Annotated in this window: 23 protein-coding genes; 15 read left to right on the plus strand and 8 right to left on the minus strand. The window is 55.6% G+C overall.

Going from position 1 to position 26,129, the window contains the following annotated elements:
* The first annotated feature begins 206 nt into the window (after positions 1-206).
* Positions 207-2,171 (plus strand): SurA N-terminal domain-containing protein, encoded by a 1,965-nt coding sequence (locus EV681_RS09820; RefSeq protein ID WP_130303828.1) that lies wholly within the window; start codon positions 207-209, stop codon positions 2,169-2,171.
* Here EV681_RS09820 and EV681_RS09825 read toward each other — a convergent pair.
* A complete protein-coding gene (locus EV681_RS09825; protein ID WP_130304060.1) occupies positions 2,146-2,802 on the minus strand; it encodes an arylesterase in 657 nt (218 codons plus the stop codon). The two genes, EV681_RS09820 and EV681_RS09825, sit on opposite strands and share 26 nt — an antisense overlap.
* Between EV681_RS09825 and EV681_RS09830 the strand changes: the two genes are divergently transcribed.
* Positions 2,801-3,496 (plus strand): ABC transporter ATP-binding protein, encoded by a 696-nt coding sequence (locus EV681_RS09830; RefSeq protein WP_128394274.1) that lies wholly within the window; start codon positions 2,801-2,803, stop codon positions 3,494-3,496. The genes EV681_RS09825 and EV681_RS09830 overlap by 2 nt on opposite strands.
* Here the strand turns inward: EV681_RS09830 and EV681_RS09835 are convergent.
* The 3 genes from EV681_RS09835 to gmk form a co-directional block, all read right to left on the minus strand.
* On the minus strand, positions 3,468-5,603 hold the full coding sequence (locus tag EV681_RS09835; protein WP_423191201.1) for a RelA/SpoT family protein: 2,136 nt from the start codon (positions 5,601-5,603) through the stop codon (positions 3,468-3,470). The genes EV681_RS09830 and EV681_RS09835 overlap by 29 nt on opposite strands.
* 247 nt (positions 5,604-5,850) lie before the next feature.
* Positions 5,851-6,057 carry a DNA-directed RNA polymerase subunit omega gene (gene rpoZ / locus EV681_RS09840; RefSeq protein WP_100696355.1) on the minus strand — a complete coding sequence of 69 codons (207 nt, stop codon included), beginning with the start codon at positions 6,055-6,057 and terminating at the stop codon, positions 5,851-5,853.
* Between the two features lie 41 nt (positions 6,058-6,098).
* The gene (gmk, locus tag EV681_RS09845) at positions 6,099-6,707 is read right to left on the minus strand and encodes a guanylate kinase (protein WP_128394272.1); all 609 of its coding nucleotides are present in this window, start codon (positions 6,705-6,707) and stop codon (positions 6,099-6,101) included.
* Here gmk and EV681_RS22530 point away from each other — a divergent pair.
* The 3 genes from EV681_RS22530 (at position 6,706) to EV681_RS09855 (ending at position 8,740) form a co-directional block, all read left to right on the plus strand.
* Positions 6,706-6,864: a hypothetical protein gene (locus EV681_RS22530; protein ID WP_165392996.1), complete on the plus strand. Its 159-nt coding sequence runs from the start codon at positions 6,706-6,708 to the stop codon at positions 6,862-6,864. The two genes, gmk and EV681_RS22530, sit on opposite strands and share 2 nt — an antisense overlap.
* A gap of 101 nt (positions 6,865-6,965) precedes the next feature.
* Positions 6,966-7,727 (plus strand): SDR family oxidoreductase, encoded by a 762-nt coding sequence (locus EV681_RS09850; RefSeq protein WP_128394271.1) that lies wholly within the window; start codon positions 6,966-6,968, stop codon positions 7,725-7,727.
* 119 nt (positions 7,728-7,846) lie between these two features.
* On the plus strand, positions 7,847-8,740 hold the full coding sequence (locus tag EV681_RS09855) for a pirin family protein (RefSeq protein ID WP_130303829.1): 894 nt from the start codon (positions 7,847-7,849) through the stop codon (positions 8,738-8,740).
* 39 nt (positions 8,741-8,779) lie between these two features.
* Here the strand turns inward: EV681_RS09855 and EV681_RS09860 are convergent, their stop codons facing one another.
* Positions 8,780-9,712: a YicC/YloC family endoribonuclease gene (locus tag EV681_RS09860; RefSeq protein WP_128394269.1), complete on the minus strand. Its 933-nt coding sequence runs from the start codon at positions 9,710-9,712 to the stop codon at positions 8,780-8,782.
* Between the two features lie 161 nt (positions 9,713-9,873).
* Between EV681_RS09860 and rph the strand changes: the two genes are divergently transcribed.
* The 6 genes from rph (at position 9,874) to ntrC (ending at position 17,296) form a co-directional block, all read left to right on the plus strand.
* On the plus strand, positions 9,874-10,620 hold the full coding sequence (gene rph / locus EV681_RS09865) for a ribonuclease PH (RefSeq protein ID WP_130303830.1): 747 nt from the start codon (positions 9,874-9,876) through the stop codon (positions 10,618-10,620).
* Positions 10,621-10,934: 314 nt separating this feature from the next.
* Positions 10,935-11,528: an RdgB/HAM1 family non-canonical purine NTP pyrophosphatase gene (rdgB, locus tag EV681_RS09870; protein ID WP_130303831.1), complete on the plus strand. Its 594-nt coding sequence runs from the start codon at positions 10,935-10,937 to the stop codon at positions 11,526-11,528.
* On the plus strand, positions 11,525-12,742 hold the full coding sequence (hemW, locus tag EV681_RS09875; RefSeq protein ID WP_130303832.1) for a radical SAM family heme chaperone HemW: 1,218 nt from the start codon (positions 11,525-11,527) through the stop codon (positions 12,740-12,742). Before rdgB ends, hemW begins: the two co-directional genes overlap by 4 nt.
* Before the next feature lie 251 nt (positions 12,743-12,993).
* Positions 12,994-14,406, plus strand: a complete 1,413-nt coding sequence (glnA, locus tag EV681_RS09880; RefSeq protein ID WP_128394265.1) for a type I glutamate--ammonia ligase — start codon at positions 12,994-12,996, stop codon at positions 14,404-14,406.
* Positions 14,407-14,594: 188 nt separating this feature from the next.
* Entirely contained in the window at positions 14,595-15,734 is a 1,140-nt protein-coding gene (locus EV681_RS09885; RefSeq protein ID WP_130303833.1) for a two-component system sensor histidine kinase NtrB, read from the plus strand.
* The gene (gene ntrC, locus EV681_RS09890) at positions 15,731-17,296 is read left to right on the plus strand and encodes a nitrogen regulation protein NR(I) (RefSeq protein ID WP_130303834.1); all 1,566 of its coding nucleotides are present in this window, start codon (positions 15,731-15,733) and stop codon (positions 17,294-17,296) included. The genes EV681_RS09885 and ntrC overlap by 4 nt, the downstream gene beginning before the upstream one ends.
* A 54-nt stretch (positions 17,297-17,350) precedes the next feature.
* Here ntrC and EV681_RS09895 read toward each other — a convergent pair whose 3' ends face one another.
* The 3 genes from EV681_RS09895 to EV681_RS09905 form a co-directional block, all read right to left on the minus strand.
* The gene (locus tag EV681_RS09895; protein ID WP_130303835.1) at positions 17,351-18,052 is read right to left on the minus strand and encodes an ABC transporter ATP-binding protein; all 702 of its coding nucleotides are present in this window, start codon (positions 18,050-18,052) and stop codon (positions 17,351-17,353) included.
* Entirely contained in the window at positions 18,052-19,716 is a 1,665-nt protein-coding gene (locus tag EV681_RS09900) for an ABC transporter permease (RefSeq protein WP_130303836.1), read from the minus strand. The genes EV681_RS09895 and EV681_RS09900 overlap by 1 nt, the downstream gene beginning before the upstream one ends.
* A 138-nt stretch (positions 19,717-19,854) precedes the next feature.
* The gene (locus tag EV681_RS09905; protein WP_130303837.1) at positions 19,855-20,886 is read right to left on the minus strand and encodes a Fe(3+) ABC transporter substrate-binding protein; all 1,032 of its coding nucleotides are present in this window, start codon (positions 20,884-20,886) and stop codon (positions 19,855-19,857) included.
* Between the two features lie 407 nt (positions 20,887-21,293).
* On the opposite strand from EV681_RS09905, the gene EV681_RS09910 reads away from it, so the two are divergent.
* The 4 genes from EV681_RS09910 to EV681_RS09925 all read left to right on the plus strand — a co-directional run bounded on the left by EV681_RS09910 (position 21,294) and on the right by EV681_RS09925 (position 26,073).
* Positions 21,294-21,680 (plus strand): Rid family detoxifying hydrolase, encoded by a 387-nt coding sequence (locus EV681_RS09910; RefSeq protein WP_128394259.1) that lies wholly within the window; start codon positions 21,294-21,296, stop codon positions 21,678-21,680.
* A gap of 13 nt (positions 21,681-21,693) precedes the next feature.
* Positions 21,694-23,742 carry an ATP-dependent DNA helicase RecG gene (recG, locus tag EV681_RS09915; RefSeq protein WP_130303838.1) on the plus strand — a complete coding sequence of 683 codons (2,049 nt, stop codon included), beginning with the start codon at positions 21,694-21,696 and terminating at the stop codon, positions 23,740-23,742.
* 128 nt (positions 23,743-23,870) lie between these two features.
* The gene (locus tag EV681_RS09920) at positions 23,871-24,818 is read left to right on the plus strand and encodes a LysR substrate-binding domain-containing protein (protein ID WP_128394257.1); all 948 of its coding nucleotides are present in this window, start codon (positions 23,871-23,873) and stop codon (positions 24,816-24,818) included.
* 133 nt (positions 24,819-24,951) lie between these two features.
* The gene (locus tag EV681_RS09925; protein ID WP_128394256.1) at positions 24,952-26,073 is read left to right on the plus strand and encodes a high-affinity branched-chain amino acid ABC transporter substrate-binding protein; all 1,122 of its coding nucleotides are present in this window, start codon (positions 24,952-24,954) and stop codon (positions 26,071-26,073) included.
* Positions 26,074-26,129: the final 56 nt, after the last annotated feature.

Here is a 26,129-nt window from a genome sequence, read left to right on the forward strand (position 1 = left end):
GCAACAGCAAAGGGCAATAACAGGCATTGTCGCACGCTGGCTGGCGCAGTGCATGCTGCAGCCTCATGCCAGCCAATTGCCTGAATTGATGCTAAAGTTTTATTTTAATTGAAAAAACGCTTAAAATAAGCGGTTATTCTGAATCGCTTTGCCAAACAGGCGGCTTTTCGCTTTCGCATAAGACATTCAATTTGGTCGGGAACACAATGCTAGAATCCTTTCGCACGCATAAACGTTTATTGCTCGTTGTACTGTTCGTTCTGGTCGTGCCTTCTTTCGTCTTTTTAGGTGTTGCCGACTACCAGTCGTTTACCAATAATGACGTGAAACTGGCTTCGGTCCGGAAAAACGACATTACCCAGGCGCAGTTTGACCAGTCCTGGCGTGAGCGTCTGAACCAGTTGCGCGAGCAAAATGGCAGCAATTTCAACATCAATGCCGTCGATACCCCGGCCAATCGCCAGGCCTGGCTAGACCAACTGGTGGACAATCAGGTGCTGCAGCAGGAAATGCTCGACCAGCATTTCAATGCGACAGACAATATGGTGCGTCAGGCCATTGCCAGCACACCCGATTTTCAGGACAACGGCAAGTATTCTTTTCAGAAATACAGCCAGTTTCTGGCTGAGCGCAATATTCGTGATGTCGATTATGAACAGTATGTGCGCCAGAGCCTGGCATTTGCGCAGTTGCTTGAGCCGGTTGCCAGCACGGTAAGCATCCCAGTGCAAACGGCGGCGCTGCTGCAGACGGCCATGACGCAGGAGCGCACCGTCAGGCTCAAAACCTTCGAGGCAGCGGCCTATGAGCAGTCGGTGCAGGTCAGTGACCAGGAAGTGGCCGATTGGTACGAAAAGAACAAGCAATCGCTGCAGGTGCCTGCGTATGTCAATGTCGATTATGTGGTCCTGAACCAGGATGCGGCCCTCAAAACCGTAGGCGAGATTTCCGACGCAGATATTGAAAGCTATTACAAAGCGAATATCGCCAAGTACACCAAAAAAGAGCGGCGCCAGATCAACCATATCCAGATCCAGATTCCTGCCGGCGCCGATGAAGCTGCACAAAAAGCAGCTCAGGACAAGGCAATTGAGGTGGCAGAAAAGGCCAGGCAGAATCCTGATTCCTTTGCCGAACTGGCAAAAACCTATTCCGACGATGCCGGTTCAAAAAATCAGGGCGGTAGCCTGGGCACCCTGGCCAAAGGCGATATAGCTCCTCTGGACGATGCCGCTTTTGGCCCGCAGGCCCCCGGCATTACTGATCCTGTCAAAATCGACAACGCCTGGCATGTGCTGCAGATTGCCAATATCGAGCCCGGCCAGGTTGAACCGTTGGCGCAACTGAAGGAAAGCCTGAAAAAAGAAATTGCGTTGCAGCAGGCATCTGAAAAATTTGCCGACTTGTCGACCAAATTGACCCAGTTGTCCAGCACCGAACGCGATTCCCTGCAGCCGCTGGCCGATGCCCTTGCGCTGGAGATTCGCCATGTCAGCGGTGTAAGCCAGACGGCTTTGCTGCCAAAAGAACAGGTGGGCGACAATGCCGCGATTGGCGGCAAGGATGCCGCCTATTTTGAATCAGGCCGGGTTCGAGAAACGCTGTTTTCCGATGAGGTGCTCAAGCAGAAAAAGAACTCCGGGGTGATCGAGATTTCCCCATCCGAGCTGATGGTTGTGCGTGTGGCCAAGGACGTTCCGGCCGCGGTTCCTGCGCTGGACGACGTCCGTGAGACCGTCCTAAATCGCATACGCGACGAAAAAGGGAAACAGCAGGCCGGCGAAGACGGTGTAGCAGAACTGGCCATGCTCAAGGAAAAAGGACCGGGCGAGCTGACCGGCTTTGGCAAGGAAACCACCATCAGCCGCCTGACACAGTCACAGTTGCCACCAGCCATGCTCAATGCCATCATGAGCGCACCTGCCGATAATCTGCCCGCCTTTGTTGGCTTTGAACTGCCCAATGGCTATGCCATTGCCCAGATCGAAAAAGTGACCGAACCCACTGCCGAGGCCCGCAGTATGTTTGACCAGTATCTGCGCCAGGCCATGATCGCCGGGACCGGGGCGCAAGTGGCCCAGAGCGTGACCCGACTGATTCGCCAGACACATGACGTTAAAGTGTATCCCGATGCCGAGAAAGTGGTTAACGACGCTGCCGGTAATCAGTAAGCGCTTTTTCCAGAATAGGCCAGACCGTCTGGGCCATCAGCGGTTGGGCCTGTTCGGCGGGGTGAATGCCATCATCCTGGTACATATCCCGTTGCAAGGCAAATGAGGCAAATAGAAAGGGCACCAGATAGGTGTCCTTTTCTTTTGCCAGCGTACCAAACATCTGCTGAAACTGTTGGGCGTAATCGGGTCCGAAATTGGGCGGAATCTGCATGCCGATCAGGACCACTTCGGCCTTGACGGCCTGGGCGCTCTCGATCATGGCTTGCAGATTGTCACGGCTGGCTTCAAGCGAGAGGCCGCGCAGCGCGTCATTGGCGCCCAGTTCCAGTATCATGATGGCAGGCTGATGTTTTTTCAGCAGGGCAGGCAAGCGGCTGCGTCCCCCTGCGGTGGTGTCGCCGCTGATACTGGCATTGACCAGTTGAGCATCGCCCAGTGCCTCTTTTTTATTCTCCGCCAGCCACTGCACCCAGCCGGCACCACGTCTGATACCATATTCGGCAGACAGGCTGTCACCCACGACCAGAATGACCGGTGCGTTGGCCGATACCGGTTTTTCCTGGGCTTTGGCCACTTGCGGCCAGACGAACACCCACAGACTTATCAGAATGGACAGAACACGAATCATGGATGCAGATGTTGTCATTGAAGTTTCTCATTTGAAAAAACACGTTGCCGAGGCAACTGGTACGCTGGATATTTTAGATGATATTTCCTTTGAGCTCGAACGCAGTGCGACATTAGCCATTACAGGCAGTTCCGGATCAGGAAAATCGACGTTGCTGGGTATTCTGGCTGGCCTGGATACACCGTCGTCCGGGCAGGTGCGATTGATGGGCAGAAATATTTTTGAGATGAATGAAGATGCACGCGCCGTGTTGCGGGCTCAGAGTATCGGTTTTGTATTTCAGTCATTCCAACTGCTGCCAAACTTGACTGCGCTGGAAAACGTCATGCTACCGCTGGAATTGCAGGGGCAGCCGGCGCGGGACGCAGCCCAGCAGATGCTGGAGCGGGTCGGGCTGGCCTCACGAACGCATCATTATCCCAAAACATTGTCTGGGGGAGAAAAGCAACGTGTGGCCTTGGCCCGTGCTTTTGTGGTGAGCCCGGCAATCTTGTTCGCCGATGAACCAACAGGCAGCCTGGATACGGAAACCGGCCAGCGCATTGCGGATCTGATGTTTGAGATGAATCGGGAAAAAGCGGCCACATTGGTGCTGGTAACGCACGACCAGAAACTGGCTGCGCGCTGTGACCAGAAAATTACGCTGATCTCGGGCCGGCTGGCCGCTACAGTACCGGATCCTGATTTGGTCTGACTTTGAGCCGCGCCACTTTCTGTACTTGGGAGACGTGGCGGACCATGCGGAAAACGCGCGCCAGATGCTTACGATCATGGACCTGGATCGTCAGGTGCACCACGGCCAGATTCTGCGCATCTTCATTCATGGACATCGTCAGGATATTAGAGTCAGCGGCAGAGATCTGCGCGGCAATACGGCCCAGCACGCCTTTTTCGTTACGAATAACGATTTCCATGCGCACTGGCAAGTGCGAGGCGGTTTCCTCATCCCAGTACACTTGTACCCAGCGGTCAGGTTCCCGGGAGCGCAGGCGCATCGCAGTCGGGCAGTCATCGGTATGAACGACGAGCCCATGCCCGGGGCGGATCAGTGCGATCAGACTGTCACCGGGAATAGGGCTGCAGCAGCCCGAGAGCTGGACGGCCTGACCTTCGTTACCCTGAATGAAAATCATCCCGGCATGAGCAATGGACACTTCATCAATGACTGCGGCACTGGTGGCGAGCATGGCATTTTCGACTGCAAAGCGGCGTGCGACCACGGCAGCCAGCCTGCGACCCAGACCGATGTCGGCCAGAATCTCTTCGCGTGAGGAGGCGCCCGAACTGCGCGCCAGTTTTTCCCATTCGGCATTATCGGCATCGGGCAGGGGAATGTTCAGTTCCTGCAAGGCCTGCTTGAGCATTTTCTCGCCAAAATGAATGGAATCTTCATATTTGACGGTTTTCAGAAAGTGACGGATTTCGGAGCGCGCCTTGCCGGTGCGTACATGGTTGAGCCACTGTACATTGGGTTCCGAAGCAGGCGAGGTGACAATTTCGATGGTATCGCCACTTTTGATTTCAGTTTTTAATGGGACAAATTCGCCATTGATTTTTGCCGCGACCGCCTGATTGCCGATATCCGTATGAATGCCGTAAGCAAAATCAATTGGCGTTGCACCGCGTGGCAGTGAGACGATTTTGCCTTTCGGTGTCAGCACATAGACCGCGTCGGGGAACAGATCGACCTTGACGTGCTCAAGAAACTCACCAGAATCACCGGTCTGGCTCTGGATGTCCAGTAACGACTGCAGCCAGCGGTGGGTCTGCTTTTGCAGGTCGTTCAGCGAGATATCGTCTTCCTTGTACATCCAGTGCGAGGCGACGCCTTTTTCGGCAATGTGGTCCATGTCCCGCGTACGAATCTGAAACTCGATGGGTGTGCCATAGGGGCCGACCAGCGTCGTATGCAGGGACTGATAGCCGTTGATTTTGGGGATGGCAATGTAGTCCTTGAACTTGCCCGGCACCGGTCGGTACAGCTGGTGGATGGTGCCCAGCGTCAGGTAACATTCCTGCAGGGTATGCACAATGATTCGAAAACCATAGATGTCCAGCACTTCGGAGAAGGATTTCTTTTGCTCGCGCATCTTGTTGTAGATGCTGAATAGCGACTTTTCCCGGCCGCTGATTTCCGCCTCGATGCCATTGGCAGGCATGGCAGAAGTAATATTTTCGGCAATGCGGGTGAGCACTTCGCGTCGATTGCCGCGTGCGGCCAGCACGGCCTTTTTCAATACGTTGTAGCGATTCGGGTTGCTGGCTTCAAAGCACAGGTCCTGCAACTCCCGCACCAGTGCATTCAAGCCCAGCCGGTGTGCAATGGGTGCATAGATTTCCAGCGTCTCGTTAGCCACTCGTCGGCGTTTTTCCGCGCCGACCGCATCCAGCGTGCGCATATTATGCAGTCGGTCGGCCAGTTTGATCAGAATGACGCGAACGTCTTTGGCCATGGCCAGCAGCATTTTTCGAAAGCTTTCTGCCTGCTGTTCTGCCTTGGTGGCAAAATTGAGCTTTTCCAGCTTGGTCAGGCCGTCGACCAGGTTGGCCACGTCCGGATTGAATTTTTCGGCAAGCTCTGCCTTGGATACGTTCTGGTCTTCGATAACGTCATGTAGCAGCGCAGCCATCAGGGCGTTGGAGTCCAGCTTCCAGCCGGCGCAGATTTCGGTAACCGCAATCGGGTGGGTAATATAAGGTGCGCCAGATGATCGGAACTGGCCCAGATGCGCCTGATCAGCAAAGCGGTAGGCTTCCCGTACCTTATCGATTTCCTTGCTGTCCATATAGGTGGACAGCATTTCGGTCAAATGGGCCAGCGAAGCGATGGCCGGTTCATGGCGTGTGGCGCTATTGGGGACGGCTTGCGGGGGAATGCGTTGCTCGTCGTCCTGCAATATGGATGCGTTTGCAATAGAGGTGGCAGCCTGCGCAGACTGCCGGTGGCTGTTTCGATTTCGTCGGCGGAAAGGGGACCCGGCACGCAGCGCGTGCAACAACGAGGAAGATGCGTCCTTGAGTCCCATATGACCTGCCTGTGCCTGACAATCAGGTAGGCACTTTACGCAGCATTTCCGCTCCGGTCAGTCCTTTGGCAATTTCACGCAGCGCGATCACGGTCGGTTTGTCCTTGTCCGGATCGACGCGTGGTTCATGGCCCTGAGCCAGTTCGCGGGCGCGGTAGGTCGCCGCCAGCGTCAGATTGAAGCGGTTTGGGATGTGCATCATGCAATCATCGATAGTAATACGAGCCATGGTATTGTCCTTAGCGGGTAAGCAAAAAAGTTAAAGTCAAATTACCGAACGGAATCGGAAATTCCGAGCTGGGAGAAGAGTTGGGCATGCCGGGCGGCCTGGGACTGGTATCGGAGCCTTGCGGCTGCAACGATTTTCTGTAATTCATTCAGGGCTGTGGCAAAATCTTCATTGATAATAACATATTCGCACTCCGGAGCGTGCGCGATCTCGCTTCCTGCCGCCAGTATCCGGCGGGTGATGACGCTGGCCGAATCCTGACCTCGCTGGGTCAGCCGGGTTTCCAGCACCTCGATGGACGGTGGCAGGATGAAAATACCCGTTACGCCCGGGAAATGCTGTCGGACCTGGCGCGCGCCTTGCCAGTCGATTTCCAGCAGAATGTCCTTGCCCTGGGCAATGGCTTTTTCTATTGGTGGCCGTGGCGTACCGTAAAAATTGCCATGGACTTCGGCCCATTCAAGCAATTGCCCGGTCTCGCGCAATTGCAGAAAGTCTTGCTTGGTGGTGAAATAATACTCGCGGCCTTCCTGCTCACCGGGACGCGGATCGCGCGTCGTGCATGATATGGACAGGGAAATGTTGTCGTCCTGTGCTAGCAGCGCATTGACCAGGCTTGATTTGCCCGCACCGCTGGGTGCGATAATCATGAAGACATTACCGGGAAATTTAAGCATAATGATGACGGTGGCGGCAAAAGAAAATCATAGCAAAAAAAACAGCACTTTTCGGCAATTGCCTGGACCGCTGCATTTTTTGTCATATGGTGAACAGGCCGGATCGGCTGGCGCGCACGTTGCAAATTGAGCGCATTACGAAACAGCATGAAAAAACCAGGTAGTGCGTGCCTGTAGGAATTATTTCAAACCTGATAGCATAGCGGTACCGTTTCCAAAGGAGTAATAAGAATGAATACACCCCCCCTTAAAGTTGCCGTGGTCACAGGAGCAGGATCCGGCATCGGGCGTGCAGTGGCGCTAGAGCTGCTGGGCACCGGCTACGCCGTTGTGCTGGCCGGCAGGCGCGCCGATGCCCTGGAGAAGACCCGCACTGCGGCCGGGGCCGATGCTACCCGAGCATTGGTGGTGCCAACTGATGTGACCAGCGAGCAGGAAGTGCGCCGGCTGTTCGATACCGCTCAGCGTGAGTACGGACGCGTCGATGCGCTTTTTAACAATGCCGGGCGGGGTGGTACGCCGGTTCCTGTTGATGAGTTCTCGGTGCAGGAGTGGCGTGATATTGTTGATGTGAATCTGACCGGTATGTTTCTGTGTGCTCAGGCAGCGTTTCGTGTCATGCGACAGCAGGACCCGCAGGGTGGCCGCATTATTAATAATGGTTCAATTTCGGCCCATGCGCCGCGGCCCATGAGCATTGCCTATACCGCCACAAAACATGCAGTGACCGGGCTGACCAAATCGCTATCCCTAGACGGACGTGCCTACAATATTGCTTGCGGCCAGGTGGATATCGGCAACGCCGGTACCGACATGACGCAGCGTATGCAAAAGGGCATCATCCAGGCAAATGGCGAGACGCGTGTGGAGCCGGTCATGGATGTGGCGCACGTGGCCCAGACTGTGCGGGCCATGTGTGATTTTCCATTGGAAACCAACGTGCAGTTTGTGACCATCATGGCCACCAAGATGCCTTATGTCGGACGCGGTTGATTTGGGCCGCATGCAAGCGGCAGCGTAGGTTGCCAGTACATGGCCGGGTGCTGGTATGCCCCGGCGTATAAAACGCCAGCCTTATAGGCAACGCTAATCTTAGCTAACAGGAGTAGGGCATGACCATTCAGAAAATCAAACCGCGTATCGCCGATGTTGGCGGCATTCCCGTTGCCCGTGCGCTGCCCAACCGTGAACGACGCACTATCGGATCCTGGTGTTTTCTGGATCATGCCGGCCCGGCCCGCTTTGAAGAAGGTAATCCGGGTATGCAGGTGGGCGAACATCCGCATATCAACCTTCAAACCTTTACCTGGATGCTTGAAGGAGAAGTGCTGCACAAGGACAGTCTGGGCAACGAGCAATTGATTCGCCGCAAGCAGGTCAATCTGATGACTGCCGGCCATGGTATCGCGCATACCGAACAAACGCCGCCAGGCATTAACGTGCTGCATGCGGTGCAGTTGTGGATTGCCTTGCCCCAGTCCGAAACGCCTATTGCTCCGGCCTTTGAGCATTATCCCCAATTGCCGGAATGGATGCAGGCCAATACGCGATTCACGTTGCTGACGGGCGAATTTGCGGGACGGCTTGCGCCTACCCGCCAGTTCACGCCCTTGGTCTGTGTTGATATTGAGGCGCTGGGACCGGACAACGTCGAGTTGGCACTGAATCCGGAATTTGAATACGGCCTGTTCCTGATCACCGGCGCCCCGGCCAGTATCAATGACGAGCTGTTTGAATTGAATGAAGTGGCATTTCTGGGTACGGGCAAAAATACAGTGCGCATCAATACGACGGCCGAGTCACGTCTATTGTTACTGGGCGGCACACCGATTGATGTGCCGGATTTTCAGATTTGGTGGAATTTCGTCGGTTCGCGCAACGACATTATTCAGGCACAAAAGGACTGGAACGCTCATGACCCGCGGTTTGGGAAGGTGGACACGGATATGAAGCGCTTGACGCCGCCCGATTTGCCCTGGGTAGATAAGGCGCAGCCGGCGTCTTGAACCGGCGAGCCACGGCCGTCTGCTTGCCGCAGGCGCTGCTTATTCGATATTCTGTGCCTGCTCGCGCAGCTGTTCAATAAGCAGCTTAAGGTCAATAACCAATTGCGTCACCTCCAGCGAGCTTGACTTGGAACCCAGGGTGTTGACTTCCCGGTTCATTTCCTGGAAGAGAAAATCCAGGCGTTTGCCCAGGCTGAGCGATTTGGCGGCAGATTTAGACTCGGATTTTCCTGAAGAGAGAATAACGCGAAGTTCGGTCAGGTGGGAGTCCAGCCGCGTGAGTTCTTCTGCCACATCAATGCGCAGGGAAAACAGGGACGACTCTGTGGCAATACGTGCGGAAAGCTCGGCGCCGCTGATTTGCTCAAATCCGTTGGGGCAGGCGGCGTTCAGCGTGTCGGTCAGTTTGCCGGCAAGTTTCTTGCGGTATTCCTCAAGAATCCCGGGCAGTCGCCGCTCAATGGTGTCGATTACTTTTTTCATTTCTTCGGCAGCTTCGAGCATTGCCGTGGCCAGACGCTCACCTTCCCTGGCGCGGGCAAGAATCAGCTCCTTCAGGGCGCTGCGTCCCGCTTGCATGCATTGGTTCAGCCACATGGCAGGCGAGTCGTCCTCGTTGTACTCGTTAGGGGCAGGCCAGTGCAGTAGATCGGTCATGCCTGGCGCAGCCAGATCAGGAATAATTTTGCGCGCAGCCCGATAGCGTTCGTTAATCAGTGTCAATTGATCGACCTCGAACGCGCGCTGTTGCAGGCTACCGGATCGGGTAAAAGAGACGCGCACCTCCAGTTTGCCGCGCTTAAGATGGCTGCCAAGCAGTTCTCTGAGCGCGGTTTCCGCATGACGCAGTTCATCGGGAATTCTGAAGGTCAGATCAAGGTAGCGGCTATTGACGCCTTTGAGTTCTACGCTTACGCTGCCAAGCAGAAATTCGGAACGGGCACTACCGAAAGCCGTCATGCTGTGGATCATATGTTGTCCGTTATTATTAAGATTAGGTGTCCATGGTAACGTGTCTTTCCAGCGGATTCAAAAAAGCGACTGGACGACTGATCCGATTATAAGTGATGCAAATGACCATTTTATGCGCACGGCGCACTACAATGTAACTATTGATAATCGATGAGGATATTATGCCCAGCGCAGATCTCAACCTAAACTTTGCTCGTCCCTCGGGCCGGGAACACGATATGATTCGTCCGCTTTCAGTTACACGGCGTTACACCAACTATGCGGAAGGGTCCGTGCTGATCGAGGCTGGCAATACCCGCGTGCTGTGCAATGCCAGTGTGATCGAGAGCGTACCGCCTTTTTTGCGCGGCAAAGGCCAGGGCTGGGTAACGGCAGAATACGGTATGTTGCCGCGTTCAACCCATACCCGTTCCGATCGTGAGGCCGCACGCGGCAAACAGAACGGGCGCACGCAGGAAATTCAGCGTTTGATCGGGCGCAGCTTGCGTGCCGTCATGGATATGCAAAAGCTGGGCGAGCGTACCATTCAGATTGACTGCGATGTTATCCAGGCCGATGGCGGGACCCGTTGCGCCAGCATCACCGGCGCCTGGATCGCCATGGCCGACGCGGTCAGTCTGCTGCTCAAGGATGGGCGGTTGACAACCAATCCGCTCAGAGACAGGGTTGCCGCCATTTCAGTCGGCATGTACAAGGGACATGCCGTCCTGGATCTGGATTACGAAGAAGATTCTTCCTGCGATGCGGATATGAACGTGGTCATGACCGGTTCAGGCCAGTTTGTGGAAGTGCAGGGTACGGCCGAGGGCCAGGTATTCAGTCGCCAGGATCTGGACAGTTTGCTGGCGCTGGCCGAATCGGGAATTGCCCGGTTACTGCGCGAGCAACAGTCGGCGTGGCCGGCGTAGCATCGCAACGGGCCGGCCTGGTACATTGAGCCAATCGCGTTACTTGGCAGCAGCGTGGTGCTGCTGAGGTGCGCCCCCTTTATGGCGACTGTGATATCTGTCTGCAACTGGTGAAAGTGCCGTTCGCGATTCGCGTTGGGTGAATTGTGATTCATACGTCTTAATAGGTAAGTGCTGAGCCAGGTGCCGAGTGGACGGCACGCATTGCGCGATGGCTGCTTGCCGGTGCCAGTCGAGTCCAGGGCGGGCGTCTGACCCGCGTTGATGCAGGGCGTCTTCGTAGATTGTTATTATTGAATATAGAGTGTAAATATATGGATGTTGTACTGGCTTCCGGAAATAAGGGAAAGTTGCGCGAGTTCAGTGCGCTGTTTGCGCCGTTGGGCATGCGTCTTATTCCGCAACAGCAATTGAATGTGTCGGAGGCGCCTGAGCCTTTTCATACTTTTGTCGAAAATGCGCTAGGCAAGGCACGCCATGCCAGTGCACAAACCGGTTTGCCGGCGTTGGCTGACGATTCCGGTCTGTCGGTTGATGCCCTGGGAGGCGCGCCCGGCGTGCTATCGGCGCGCTATGCCACGTTGTTCGGTGAGGAAAAATCCGATGCGGCCAACAACCGCCGCCTTCTGCTGGAGCTGCAAAATCATGAAAACCGCCGGGCTGCCTATATAGCTGTGCTGGTTTTCGTGCGATCCGACAATGATCCCTGTCCGGTCATCGCGCAGGGTACCTGGCATGGTGAAATCGCCCAGCAGGCTGCTGGTGACAACGGATTCGGCTATGATCCCTATTTTTATATTCCCGAGTTGGGGAAAACCGCTGCTCAGCTTGATCCGCAGGTCAAGAACAGTGTGAGTCATCGTGCCATGGCGCTCAAGCGTTTGCTGGCGGACCTGGGTGCCGCGTGATCGAAAATATCGTTCCTCTGCAACGGCTGAAGCCGGCTATCAACTTCAACATCAGCCTGCCACCCCTGTCTTTGTATATCCATGTGCCGTGGTGCGTGCGCAAGTGTCCGTACTGTGATTTCAACTCTCATGAGAAAAAGCAGGACATTCCCGAAGCGCGTTTTCTGGCGGCACTGCGTCGCGACCTTGAAGAGACGCTGCCATTGGTGTGGGGCCGTTCGGTTTATACTGTATTTATCGGCGGCGGCACACCCAGTCTCTTGTCTGGTGAGGCGATTGAGCAGATGATGGCCATGGTGCGATCGTATCTGCCACTGGCGCCATCAGCCGAAATTACCATGGAAGCCAATCCCGGAACGGCCGAGGCAGACCGCTTTGCACAGTATGCGGCGGCCGGTGTCAACCGTTTTTCCCTGGGCGTGCAAAGTTTTGACGACAACGCGCTGCAGCAGCTAGGTCGCATTCATAATGCCCGCCAGGCCGAAAAAGCCATTGAGCTGGCCATGAATGCCGTATCCCAAGTCAATATCGATCTGATGTATGCGTTGCCCGGGCAGACGGTCGCCAAAGCCCGTGCTGATGTGCAGCGGGCACTGGCCTTTGGTACCCAGCACTTGTCGCTTTATCATCTGACCATGGAACCGAACACGGTCTTTGCCAAGTTCCCACCAAAAGACCTGCCTGATGAAGATAGCGCTGCCGACATCCAGGATATGCTTTTTGAGCAAACCAGAGATGCCGGTTTCGAGCATTATGAAATTTCGGCCTACGCTCGTCCGGGTTGCCGTGCGCGCCACAATCTGAATTACTGGGAGTTTGGCGACTATATCGGTATCGGACCGGGGGCACATGGCAAGTTGTCGTTTCAGGACCGCATTATCCGCAGGGCCAATGTCAAGAACCCGCAGACCTGGATGGATCGCGCGCTGGAGGCAGACGGCGCTGGCAGGATCATGCGCGAGCAGACCCTGACGGTTGCAGAGTTGCCCTTTGAGTTCATGCTCAATGCGTTGCGACTGGTCCAGGGGGTTCCCGCGACGCTGTTTGAGGAGCGAACCAGCCTTTCACTGTTGGCCGTGGCCCCGATCATTCGCAAGGCGGTTGAGCGCGGGCTGCTTGAGTCCGATCCGATGACCATTCGGCCCACCGAGCGCGGTCAGGCATTCCTTAATGATCTGCAGGCGATGTTTCTGCCTGAAAAGAAGACATCCTGAAGGCTTGTTTGCTGCGCTCGTATAACTGCTCGTTGTTTCTTTACTGCCAGCTTTGCCTGTACGATATTGGTGCATTTTCACCACAAAGCACCAATTATGTGCATTAAGAATAATTGAAAGCACTAAAATGGTGCGCATATATCACGAATCTGCCACGCATCCGGTCATCGAAAGCTGGCATGATACTTGCTTTTAAGTACGGCATACGGCCGGCTCAGGCCCTGTCATTGGACATTACTCATGGAGATAGTATGACAACCCCTCAAGACGTTCTAAAGCTGATTGGTGATCGCGAAGTGACTTTTGTCGATTTCCGGTTTACGGACACGGTCGGCAAAGAACACCATATGACCATTCCATCCAAACTGCTGGACGAAGACAAGTTCGAGTCCGGCCAGGCTTTTGATGGTTCGTCCATTGCTGGCTGGAAAGGCATTGAGGCTTCCGATATGTTGCTGATTCCTGATGCCAAATCTGCGCGTCTGGATCCATTCCGTGAAGAACCAACGCTGATCATGACCTGCGACGTGGTTGAGCCGTCTGATCTGAAAGGATACGATCGCGATCCGCGTTCTCTGGCCAAGCGTGCCGAAGCCTACCTCAAATCCAGTGGCCTGGGCGACACTGCCTACTTCGGTCCTGAGCCGGAATTTTTTGTTTTTGACGGCATCACATGGACCGACGATATGTCCGGCTGCTCGTTCAAAATCAAATCTGACGAAGCGCCATGGTCATCAGGCACTGAGTCAGAGTCTGGCAACCTGGGACACCGCCCGCGCGTCAAAGGCGGCTATGTGCCTGTTTCACCGGTTGATTCCTTTGCTGACCTGCGTTCCGAAATGAGCCTGATTCTGGAAGAGCAGGGCGTGCCGGTAGAAATCCACCACCATGAAGTGGCCGGCGCCGGTCAGCTGGAAATTGGTACCCAGTTCTCTACGCTGGTTCAGCGCGCAGACTGGAACCAGATCCTGAAATACACAGTGCACAATGTTGCGCATATGTACGGCAAAACGGCCACTTTCATGCCCAAGCCGCTGTTTGGCGATAACGGTTCAGGCATGCACGTTCACCAGTCAATCTGGAAAGATGGCCAGAATCTGTTCGCCGGCAATGGTTATGCCGGTTTGTCTGAATTCGCCTTGTTCTATATCGGCGGTATCATCAAGCATGCCCGTGCACTCAACGCGATTACCAATCCGGGCACCAACTCCTACAAGCGTCTGGTGCCGCACTATGAAGCCCCGGTCAAGCTGGCTTATTCCGCCCGCAACCGTTCCGCCTCGATTCGTATTCCCTATGTAGGCAATCCGAAAGGTCGTCGTATTGAAGCGCGCTTCCCTGACCCGCTGGCCAACCCGTACCTGGCGTTCTCTGCGCTGATGATGGCCGGCCTGGACGGTGTGCAGAACAAGATCCATCCTGGCGATCCTGCAGACAAAAACCTGTACGATCTGCCACCCGAAGAAGACAAGAAAATTCCGACAGTGGCCGCATCGCTTGAAGAAGCGCTGGCTGCGCTGGATGCGGATCGCGAATTCCTGACCCGTGGCGGCGTATTCAGCAACGACATGCTGGACGCCTACGTGGAACTGAAAATGCAGGAAGTGACTCGTCTTCGCCAGACGCCGCATCCTGTCGAATACGATCTGTACTACTCGTTGTAATTGCTGCATACGGGCCTGTCATACCTGAAAGGGGGATGGCGTTTGCCATCCGGCCCGTTGCTTCTCTCATGACAGACCGGCATCTGTCAACTCAAGGCTGAATCCGGCATGTATCGCCGCTTCGGGCCGGAAGGATGACGCTTCGTCAATCATCCGCTGTGTGCAGCGCGGATACTTCAGGACTCCCAATGGCAACGAAACTCACAGACGCTTACGATCTTCTTGCCACATCCGTTTTACTGGTAGATGACGATGGACGTCTTCTGCATATTAATAGTGCCGCGCAGGACCTGCTCGAGCGATCGCTCAAATCTCTGGAAAGATCGGCTGCTGTTGATCTGTTTACCGATGCCGAAGCCTTCAACAAGGCGCTCGATTACGTATCGGGCAGAAAGCTCTCAAGCGTGCGACTGACGTTGACCTTGCGCAAGGCCCTGGAAAACGTGCCTGCCAATGTGACGTTGACCCGACTGGAGGCCATGCCGTGGCGCATATTGATTGAAATACGAGAGTTCGAACAGCATGCACTGGCCGAGCGCAATGAGCGGCTGTTTCACGAAATCGAGATCTACAAAGATACTTTTCGCAACCTGGCGCACGAAGTCAAAAACCCGCTGGGTGGCTTGCGTGGTGCAGCTCAGTTGCTGGAGATGGAGCTGCAGGATCCGGCGCTCAAGGAATATACTCAGGTCATTATTGATGAAGCCGATCGTTTGCAGGGTCTGGTGGATCGCCTGATCCGCCCGAGCCAGTCCCAGTTGTCCCTGTCTGTGATCAATATCCATGAGGTGTGCGAACGGGTGCATGCACTGATTAAGGCAGAGTATCAGGATCGCATCACCATTGTGAAAGATTACGATGCGTCGGTGCCGGATATGAAGGCCGATATGGCCAAACTGGTGCAGGCTTACCTCAATCTGGCGCGCAACGCCGCGCAGTCGCTGCTTGGCGACACTGCAGCGCGATCGCCGTCCGACAAGGGGCACGAGGCATCTGAAGGCAATGGGTATATTGAACGCACCGACGATAGCCTGGAGCATGTTGGGCCGCTGCTGACGCTGCGTACTCGCATACTGAATAAATTTTATCTGCTCAATAAAGTGCACCGCCTGGTGGTCGTGGTCTCTGTCGTGGATAACGGCGCAGGCGTGCCAAAACAATTGAAAGACCGGGTTTTCCACCCTCTGGTCACCGGCCGCGCAGAGGGCACCGGGTTGGGCCTGAGCCTGGCCCAGGAGCTGGTGCATCAGCACGGCGGAATTATCGAATTTGATTCAGAACCGGGTCATACCGAGTTCAGAATGTTGTTACCGTTGGAGCAAGTATGAAAACAATCTGGATTGTCGACGACGATCAGGCCATTCGCTGGGTGTTGGACAAGGCGCTGCAGCGCGCCGGGATGGCACCGACCTGTTTTGAGCGGGCCAGAGACGTGCTCGATGCGTTGCAAACGGAACGACCCGATGTACTGGTTACGGATATTCGCATGCCGGATATGTCGGGGATTGATCTGCTCAAGGCGATCAAACAGCGGGCGGCAGATTTGCCGGTTATTGTGATGACAGCCTATACCGATCTGGATAGTACGGTGACGGCTTTTCATGAAGGCGCGTTTGACTATCTGGTCAAGCCGTTTGATGTGAATGAAGCGGTGGCGCTGATTGAGCGGGCCTACGAACATGGCCGTGAAAACGCGGGACATGCAGCCGAACAATCTGTCCTGGCGCCGGCGCTGGCCGCCGATTACGACAAGATGATGACCCAATCGTCATCCAGGCAGATGCAGGAAATTTTTCGCGCCATTGGCCGCCTGGCGCCGTCCAAGGTTACCGTGCTGATTACGGGTGAATCCGGTACCGGCAAGGAATTGATTGCCCGCGCAGTGCACAAGCATGGCACACGGGCGGGGAAACCTTTTGTGGCGCTGAATGCGGCGGCCATTCCCCGTGACCTGCTTGAAGCGGAACTGTTCGGGCATGAGCGCGGTTCGTTTACCGGCGCCAGCGCACAGCGCCGTGGTCGCTTTGAAGAGGCCAATGGTGGAACGCTGTTCCTTGATGAAATCGGCGACATGCCGCTGGAGTTGCAAACTCGTCTTCTACGAGTGCTGGCCGAAGGCAATTTCTACAGAATCGGTGGTTCACAACCAGTGAGTGTGGACGTACGCATTATTGCGGCGACCCATCAGCCGCTAGAGGTGCGGGTCGAGCAGGGTACCTTTCGTGAAGATCTGTTCCATCGCCTGAATGTCATCCGCTTGCGGGTGCCGCCATTGCGTGAGCGCCGGGAGGATATCGGTCAACTGGCAGGGCATTTTCTGAAGGTTGCAGCCAGCAGTCTGGGCGTGGCGCCCAAGCAATTGAGCCCTGAGGCGCTGGACATTCTCCAGCAGTTCGATTTTCCGGGCAATGTACGCCAACTCGAGAACTTTTGTCATTGGCTTACTGTCATGTCGCCGGCGCAGCGGATCGATAGGAACGACCTGCCGCCTGAGCTTATGGCAAGCCTGAGTTTTTCTCCTGGAACGGAGCGGGCCTCTGATGGCGTGGCACCGACGGCTGGCGCAGTCGGTGGCGCCTCTGATACGGCGGCGCATTGGTTTTCTGCGCCGACTGCAGCAGCCACAGGTCATGTGCCCCATATGCCGCAACCGGGGGCCGACAACAGTCAGCAGAACTGGCTGGACAAACTGGGGCTTGAGGTTCAGCAACGCCTGCAAAGCAATGAGAAAGACATCATGACGCATCTGACGCAGGAGTTCGAGCGGATTGTGCTGACCACAACGCTGGAGAATTGCCGGGGGCGACGTATTGACGCGGCGGCCCGGCTGGGCATTGGTCGCAACACGGTGACGCGCAAGCTCAAGGAACTGGGAATAGAGAACCTCTGATCATCGGTGTGGCAGTAGTGCGGCCGCTTCAACTGCCGGTCTACTGCAGCTTTGCTATTGAGTTGGCGTCTTGTCCATGCGACGCCAGGCCTGCAGCTTGCCATCTTTCATTGTGCCGATATGATCGGCAATGGCTTCGGCTTCTTCCAGATTGTGTGTCACCAGAATGGCGCTGATGCCACTGTGCTTCAAAATGCTGCGCACTTCTACAACCAGTTGCCGGCGAATTTCCGTATCCAGATTGGAAAAGGCTTCGTCCAGCAACAGCAGTTTGGGTGAGGGCGCCAGTGAGCGCACCAGTGCAATGCGCTGTTGCTGGCCACCGGACAGTTCGTGCGGGTAGCGGTCACGCAGATCAGCCAGGCGTACCAGTTCCAGCAATTCATCCACACGCTGTCTGCGTGCTTGTTGGGTTTGCTTTCGCAGGCCGAACGCGACATTTTGTTCAATCGTCAGATGCGGAAACAGGGCATAATCCTGGAACATCATGCCAATGCGGCGATGTTCCGGTTCGACCATGCGGTCAGGTTCGGCAATGACCTGACCGTCCAGCAGAATCTGTCCTGCGTACACCGGCTCGAATCCGGCAATGGCGCGCAGGACCGTGGTTTTGCCGCAGCCGGACGGGCCTAGCAGGCAAACGATCTCACCCGCAGGCACCTGCATGGTGTAGCCGTCGACCACTACCTTCATCCGGCGGTCCTGTTTGTAGCCCAGCCGGATATCGTTGATTTGCAAAATGGGTGTTGCGTGCATCAGTAATTTGCCTTCAATTGGGTGCGGGCCAGCAAGATTACCGGGATCAGCCCGGCAAATACAATAATCAGGGCGGCAATTGCCCCCTCGTCATAGGTGCCACGTGCAGCCTCGGCATAAAGCCAGGTCGACAGCGTTTCAAAATTGAGCGGGCGCAGCAACAGGGTGGCCGACAATTCTTTCATGGCATCCACAAAAATCAGCAGCGCCGCTGCGCCCAGCGCCGGACGCAGCAGCGGAAAGTGAACCCGCAGGAAGCTGCGAAAGGCAGTGTGTCCCAGACTGCGCGAGGCCTGTTCCAGCGAAGGGGGAATTCGCGCCAGGCCCGATTCAATACTGCCAACCGAAATGGCCATAAAGCGCAGGGTATAGGCGCAGACGATGCCGCCTGCCGAGCCCATGATATAGAGCTGCGGCGGGATGCCTGCCAGCGCGGTCATGGCGCCTGAAATGAGCCGGTCAAACCACGAATACGGAATCAACAAGCCCGTTGCCAGGACGGTGCCGGGAATGGCATACCCCAGGCTACTACAACGGGCAAGCAGGCGTGCGGTGCCGCTGCGTGCATGACGTGCAGACCAGGCAATAATCAACCCGCAGCAGATGGTGACGACAGTGGCTGCCAGCGATACGGATACTGTGTTATATGTGGCCCTGAGCAGCTCCATTGATACCGCTTGCAGCGACGAAAGGCGCTTGATTGATTCGTTCACCAGAAACCAGAAGGGGATAATAAAGCCGGTAATGATGGGGAACCAACCCAACAGCATGGCCACAAGAGCAGCAATGCCGCGCAGTTGCACCGGTTGTATCGGGTGCATGCGCTGAGTGATGGCGTAGCGTTGGCGGCGCCGCGCATAGCGCTCCATGTAAATCAGCAGCGTGACCACGGCCAGCATGACAATCGCAATTTGCGCTGCACCCTGCAGATTGGAGCGGGTGATCCACGTGGTATAAATGGAGATGGTCATGGTCTGGATGCCGAGAAATTCCGAGGCTCCCACATCGTTCAGGGTTTCCAGCAGCACCAGGCTCAAGCCCACCGCCATGGCCGGACGAGCCAGTGGCACCACCACGCGCCAGAAGGCTTCGCGACGCGAACATCCCAGTGTCCTGGCCGCTTCCAGCAGGCTGGCGGCCTGCGTCATGAACATGACCCGGACACTTAAATAGACATACGGATACAGCACCAGCCCCAGCAAAATGATGGCCCCAGCCATGGAGCGCAAGTCGGGTAGCCGGAATTGGCGTGGCGAGTCGTAGCCCAGCAGGTCACGGATCAGGCTTTGTATCGGTCCCAGTGGATGCAGCACATCCAGATAAGCAAACGCCATGATGTACGTGGGCACGGCCAGGGGCAACAGCAAGCCCCAGGTGACTAGCCGGCGGGTAGGAAACAGATAGGCGGTAGTCAGCCAGGCGCTGCCACCGCCGATCAGTGCGCTCAGGATACCCACACCCAACAACAAGAGCACGGTGTTCGACAATGAAACCGGGAGCACATTGTGCAACAGGTTCAGCCAGTGACCAGTATCGCCGGACAGCGCCAGCGCAGTCAACACCAGTACCGGCGCAAGTACGCACAATGCCAGAGCGGCAGCTATCCACTGGCTCGGAGGCCAGCGACGGGTAGCGGACAAGGCGGCAGAAGAGGGGGAGACCATACCGAGTTTACCAAACGCATGCGGCGGGCTTGATGCCCGCCAGACAGCAAAATACAAAAAGGAGAACGGTTGATCGACTGTGGTTGACGCCTGACACGACTGCCAGGCTTTCCGTTCTCGGAGCGCAATAAGCGATAGTTATTGATCGAACCCGACCTGGTCAACCAGTTCGCTGGCTTGCTTGCGGTGCTTGGCAATGTCCGCTAACGGCAGGGTATCGGCTTTCAATGTGCCGAAGCTGGCTACCGTCGGATCCAGTTGTACGCCCTGGCGTACCGGGTATTCGTAATTGGCACTGGCATACAGACCCTGCGCTTTTTCCGAAGCCAGGTATTCCAGCAGTTTGACTGCATTGTCCTTGTTGGCTGAGTGTTTGGCGATGGCTGCGCCGCTCACGTTGACATGGGTGCCACCGTCTTTGCTACCAGCAAAGGTTGGCAAAATAACTTTGATTGCATTGCCCCATTTATATTGGTCCGAATCGGGTTTTGCATTGCGCATCTGGCCGACGTAGTAAGAATTGGCAATACCGATATCGCATATCCCGCCAAGAATGTCTTTGGCAACGTCACGGTCGCCGCCGGCTGCCTTGCGGCCCAGGTTGGCCTTGACGCCTTTGAGCCAGGCCTGCGCTTTTTCGGCGCCGTCATGGGCAATGATCGCAGCAAACAGGCTGGTATTGTATGGATGCTGGCCCGAGCGGATACATACCTTGCCTTTCCACTTGGGATCGGCCAGTTCTTCATAAGTAAACTTGTCCAGGTTCAGGTCTTTTGCGGCATACAGCACCCGGGCCCGTGTCGACAGTGCAAACCACTGGTCGCCCGGATCACGCAAACTGGCCGGAATAGCCTGGGTCAGCGCGTCCGATTGCACCGGTTGGGTGATGCCGGCAGTCACCAGATCAATCAGGTTGCCATAATCGACCATCATGAGCAGGTCGGCAGGTGAACGCTCACCTTCGCTCTTTACACGCTCGGCCAGGCCGTCTTTCATGAAAACCGTATTGGTCTTGATGCCGGTTTCCTTGGTGAAATTGTCCAGAATGGGTTGAATCAGCTTGGGTTCGCGCGTCGTGTAGATGTTGACTTCACCCGCAGCATAGGCCTGAGCGCCACAAAGAACACCTGCGCATGTGAGCGCCTGAGTAAGGATAGAAAGAGATTTCATGACTGCCTTTAATTAATGTGAGAATAAATCCAACCGGACCATTCGTTGCGGTTAATCGGATATCGTCAGATATCGTCGGATATTGGCAAATCGAATGTTGCTGACAATAAGAATGATTTTCACTATATTACTTCAGCAAAATTTCAGCTACGAAATAAATCAATTTTTTTTCTAAAATTTTGCCAAAAAAGCAAAAAATGCGACGCGTGTTGACCTGGCCGTCAGGTTTTGCTTGTTACGTTAGTCTTGATACAGGCACAAGGGTGCAGACATGCATCGCCCGCTGTGGGGTTCTGCAACGTGAAATTGGGTGGTCTGCGCCTGCCAGCACACGATTTTTTTTTGGCCGAAAGTGTATATACTATTGTTATTGCCTATAGTAAACGCCTCGTTCATTGGAGAATCTCATGACCAAACAAGTCATTCAGACAGACAAAGCCCCCAACGCCATCGGCCCATATTCCCAGGCAGTCGTTGCACCCGCGGGCAGCACCGTCTATCTTTCCGGCCAAATCGGCCTGGATCCGGCCACCGGTGACCTGGTTTCTGAACAGGTCGAAGAACAGGTTCGGCAGGCATTCAACAATATGAGCGCAGTCATTCATGCAGCCGGCGGCTCATTGCACAGTATTGTGAAACTTACCTTGTTTCTGACCGACCTGGCCGACTTTGGCATCGCAAACACGGTAATGTCGGAATTGATCCCCGAGCCGTTTCCCGCCCGCTCGACCGTTCAAGTGGCCGCCTTGCCCAAAGGCGCTCTGTTCGAGGTAGAGGCTATCATCGTCGTCTGACCATCTGGTTGCCATGCCTGCTGCTTCCGCGAGAACCGATAGTCCTACGGCCATTAGCAAGAAATTTGCAAGCCTCGGACTGGTCCAGGATTTTGATTTTGTTTTGCATTTGCCGCTGCGTTACGAAGACGAGACGGCGCTGCATCGCATTGACTCCCTGTATCCAGGCCAAATGGCGCAGGTCGAAGGGATCGTGCGCAAAGCCCAGGTTCTTATCCGTGGCCGCAGACAGTTGACCGCCACGATTGATGATGGATCCGGCCAATTGTCGCTGCGCTGGCTGCATTTTTATCCAAGCCAGATCAAAGCGGTTGAAGAAGGAAGGCTTATTCGCGTGCGTGGCGAAGTGCGTGGCGGATCGTTCTGGGGGTTTGAAATGGTGCACCCCAAAGTCAGCCGCGCCGGCGCGTCGCTCTCGGATCGCTTAACGCCAGTGTACCCGGCGACAGAAGGTCTGAACCAGCCGCAAATTCGCAAGGCGGTCAATGCGGCGTTGTCCCGGGTGCGGCTGGACGATACGCTGCCCGAGGCAGTTCAGCGCAAATATCAGCTTGCTTCCTTTGCCGAGTCCATTCAACTGCTGCACAACCCACCCAAGCAGGCAGATACGCTGGCGCTGATTGAAAAAACACATCCAGCATGGGAGCGGATCAAATTTGATGAGCTGCTGGCTCAGCAATTGGCGATGTCGCTGGCGCGTGCCACGCGACAGAGCAAGAAGGCCTATGCCATGCAGCGCAAGCGTTCCGGGCTGGTACAGCGCCTGCTTGCCCGGGTGGGCTTTGCCTTGACCGCAGCGCAGGAACGCGTCTGCAAGGAGATTCTGGCCGATATGCAACGCACCTTTCCCATGCAAAGATTGCTGCAGGGAGATGTGGGTAGCGGTAAAACCGTGGTGGCCGCCATTGCGGCAGCACACGCGATCGATCAGGGGTTTCAGGTTGCCATTATGGCACCCACCGAAATCCTGGCTGAACAGCATTTCAGAAAAATGTCCGCCTGGTTTGAGCCGCTGGGCATCAGCACCGGCTGGTTGGCCGGCAGTCTGACGCCGAAAAAAAAGCAGCAGGCTGCGGCGCTGGTGGCCGACGGCACCACGCAACTGGTCGTCGGCACCCAGGCGCTGATTCAGCAGCATGTGACGTTCTCCAAACTGGGGCTGATGGTTGTGGATGAGCAGCATCGTTTCGGTGTCGGACAGCGCCTGAGCCTGGCCCGCAAAGGCGAACAGGAGGCGGTCGCGCCTCATCAACTGAGTATGAGCGCCACACCGATTCCGCGTACACTGGCCATGACTTTTTTTGCCGACCTGGATGTCTCGGTGATCGATACGTTGCCGCCGGGTCGCACGCCGGTGGTCACCAAATTGTTTGCCGACTCCCGACGTGACGAATTGCTGGCGCATGTCCATGAGGTGATTCGCCAGGGCAGGCAGGTATACTGGGTCTGTCCTCTGGTCGAAGAAAGTGAGGCATTGCAGTTGCAGACGGCGACTGACACGTTCAACCGGCTGCAGCAGGAACTACCTCAATTGCGCATCGGCCTGCTTCATGGACGCTTGCCGACACAGGAAAAAACAGCGATCATGTCTGCGTTTCATGGGCATGCGCTGGATTTGCTGGTGGCCACAACCGTTATTGAGGTTGGTGTAGACGTGCCCAATGCATCACTGATGATTATTGAACATGCCGAGCGGTTCGGGCTGGCGCAATTGCATCAGCTGCGGGGGAGGGTGGGCCGCGGAGAAAATGAATCGGTGTGTGTGCTGCTATACCAGGCACCCCTGTCGTCTGTGGCAACGGCCAGACTCAAAGCCATGTATGAAACGCAGGATGGCTTTGAAATCGCCCGGCGCGATCTGGAACAGCGCGGTCCGGGTGAGTTTCTTGGCTTGCGGCAATCGGGCATGGCGCTGCTGCGCTTTGCCGATATCGACCTGGATGCGCCAATTGCCGAGCAGGCGCGTGACACGGCGCAGTGGTTGCAGTCAACGCATCCCGAGGCGGCAGCGGCGCATTTGCAACGCTGGGCGCGACAACGGGCAGATTTGCTCAGAATATGAAGTGCTTGACCCGGATGTATCCGTTCTGGCTTCGCATGCGCGGCTTAGAATGTGCGTTTGAACAGGACTATCCCGTCCACGGCTGCCGATAGCGGCCAACTTGACCCTTACTTTATGCGGAGCCTTGCGTGACGCTCACCGAACTCAAATACATCATCGCAGTAGCCCGGGAACGACATTTCGGTCGTGCCGCAGAGGCGTGCTTTGTCAGCCAGCCAACCTTGTCTGTTGCCATCAAGAAGCTTGAAGATGAACTGGGCGTGGTTATTTTCGAACGTGGCGGCAATGAGGTTGGCGTCACGCCCACCGGGCTGCGGATCGTCACACAGGCCCAGAAGATTCTTGAAGAAAGTGCCAACCTGAAGGAAATCGCCAGGCAGGGCAACGATCCGCTCACTGGCGCGTTGCGCGTCGGCGTGATTCATACTATCGGGCCATATCTGCTACCCAAGTTGATTCCGCTGCAATTGCGCATCACCCCACAGATGCCGCTGATCCTTCAGGAAAGTTTTACGGTTCGCCTGCTGGAGTTGCTGCGCCAGGGCGAGATCGACTGCGCCATCGTGGCATTGCCGCTACCCGAAGCCGGGCTGGAGGTTCGCCCGCTGTATGAAGAAAATTTTATTGCTGCGGTTCCACGCAATCATCGCTGGGCTGGCCTGCCACAGATCGACACCGAAATGCTGAAGCAGGAAACCATGCTGTTGCTGGGCGCCGGTCATTGCTTTCGCGATCAGGTATTGGAAGTCTGCCCGGAAATGTCGCGCTTCTCGGCAGCCGCAGATGGCATTCAGCGCTCCTTTGAGGGCTCGTCACTGGAAACCATCCGCCACATGGTGGCAGCCGGCCTGGGCATCACGCTGTTGCCAATGACGGCCCTGCCCGAGAAGCCGCCGTCTGCTGACGATCTGGTGCATTATGTGCCGTTAAAGGAGCCGGTGCCCAACAGGGAAGTGGTGTTGATCTGGCGTCGCAGTTTTCCCCGACTGCAGGCAATTGATGCCCTTGCTGATTGCATCTATCGATGCGATCTGACCGGGGTCAGAATGCTCAACGGCAAGGTCCGTAGCCTGTAGTACATCTGTCGTGCAAAGCCGGATCAGGGTTTACCTTGAAACTTCGGACAAAATTGAATCATTGCAAAAAAAAGTGCGAGAATAGCAGCGTTAAACGTTATTACGTATTCTTACATTACCGGAGTATTTACAAATGAACTATCTGAAAGCATCTGCACTGTCCATGGCCATTTCTGCCGGCCTGATGCTGTCGACCCAGGCACTGGCTGCAGATACCATTAAAATCGCGGCAGTCGGACCGGTGACCGGCCCGGTAACGCAGTATGGCGATATGGTACGCGAAGGTATCCGCACAGCCATCGAATCGATCAACGCCGCAGGCGGATACGATGGGAAACAGTTCGAAATGGTAGAGGTGGATGATGCCTGCGAACCCAAACAGGGACCCATTGCTGCCAACAACGTCGTCAACAAGGAAATCGGTTTTGTAGTCGGCCCGGTATGCTCGGGCGCGACGGTCGGCGGCGCCTCGATCTATAACCAGGAAGGCGTAGTCATGATTACACCTTCAGCAACGGCGCCCAACGTGACCGATGGCAAGAATTTCGATTTCGTTTTTCGCACCATCGGACGTGACGACCAGCAAGGTCCTGCAGCGGCAAAATATATCATCGACAGCGTCAAGCCCAGCAAGGTTGCTATCCTGCATGACAAGCAGTCTTATGGGCAAGGCATTGCCTCATCGGTACAGGACAATCTGAAGAAGGCCGACGTTGCTGTTGCGCTGTTCGAAGGCATTAACGCCGGTGAGACCGATTACTCATCCGTCATCACCAAAATGAAATCGGCCGGTGTAGATTTTGTTTACTACGGTGGCTACCATCCTGAAATGGGCCTGCTTATGCGCCAGGCAGCAGAGCAGGGCCTGAAAGTTAAATTCATGGGTCCTGAAGGCGCCGGTAATCCTGAAATCAATGCGATTGCCGGTGAGGCGGTAGAAGGCATGCTGCTGACGCTGCCTGCTGATTACTCTGCACTGCCGGAAAACAAGGCCGTGGTCGAAGCATTCAAGGCTAAAAAACGTAATGCGTCCGGCGCTTTCCAACTGACCTCCTACGCTGCGACACAGGCAATCTTCGAAGGAATCAAGGCCACCAAAAGTACCGATCCTGAAAAAGTGGCCGAGTGGCTGCATGGCAATACTGTGAAGTCTGTGATTGGCGATCTGTCATGGAACAAGCAGGGCGATCTGAACGAGTTCAAGTTTGACATCTACACCTGGCATAAGGACGGCAGCAAAACGGCTGTGAAGTAAAAGGTTTGGCCACAGTGGCGCTCATAATGCGCCACGTATGGTGAACTGGATTGGCC

The sequence above is a fragment of the Advenella incenata genome (genome assembly GCF_004217095.1).
Lineage (GTDB): Bacteria > Pseudomonadota > Gammaproteobacteria > Burkholderiales > Burkholderiaceae_B > Advenella > Advenella incenata.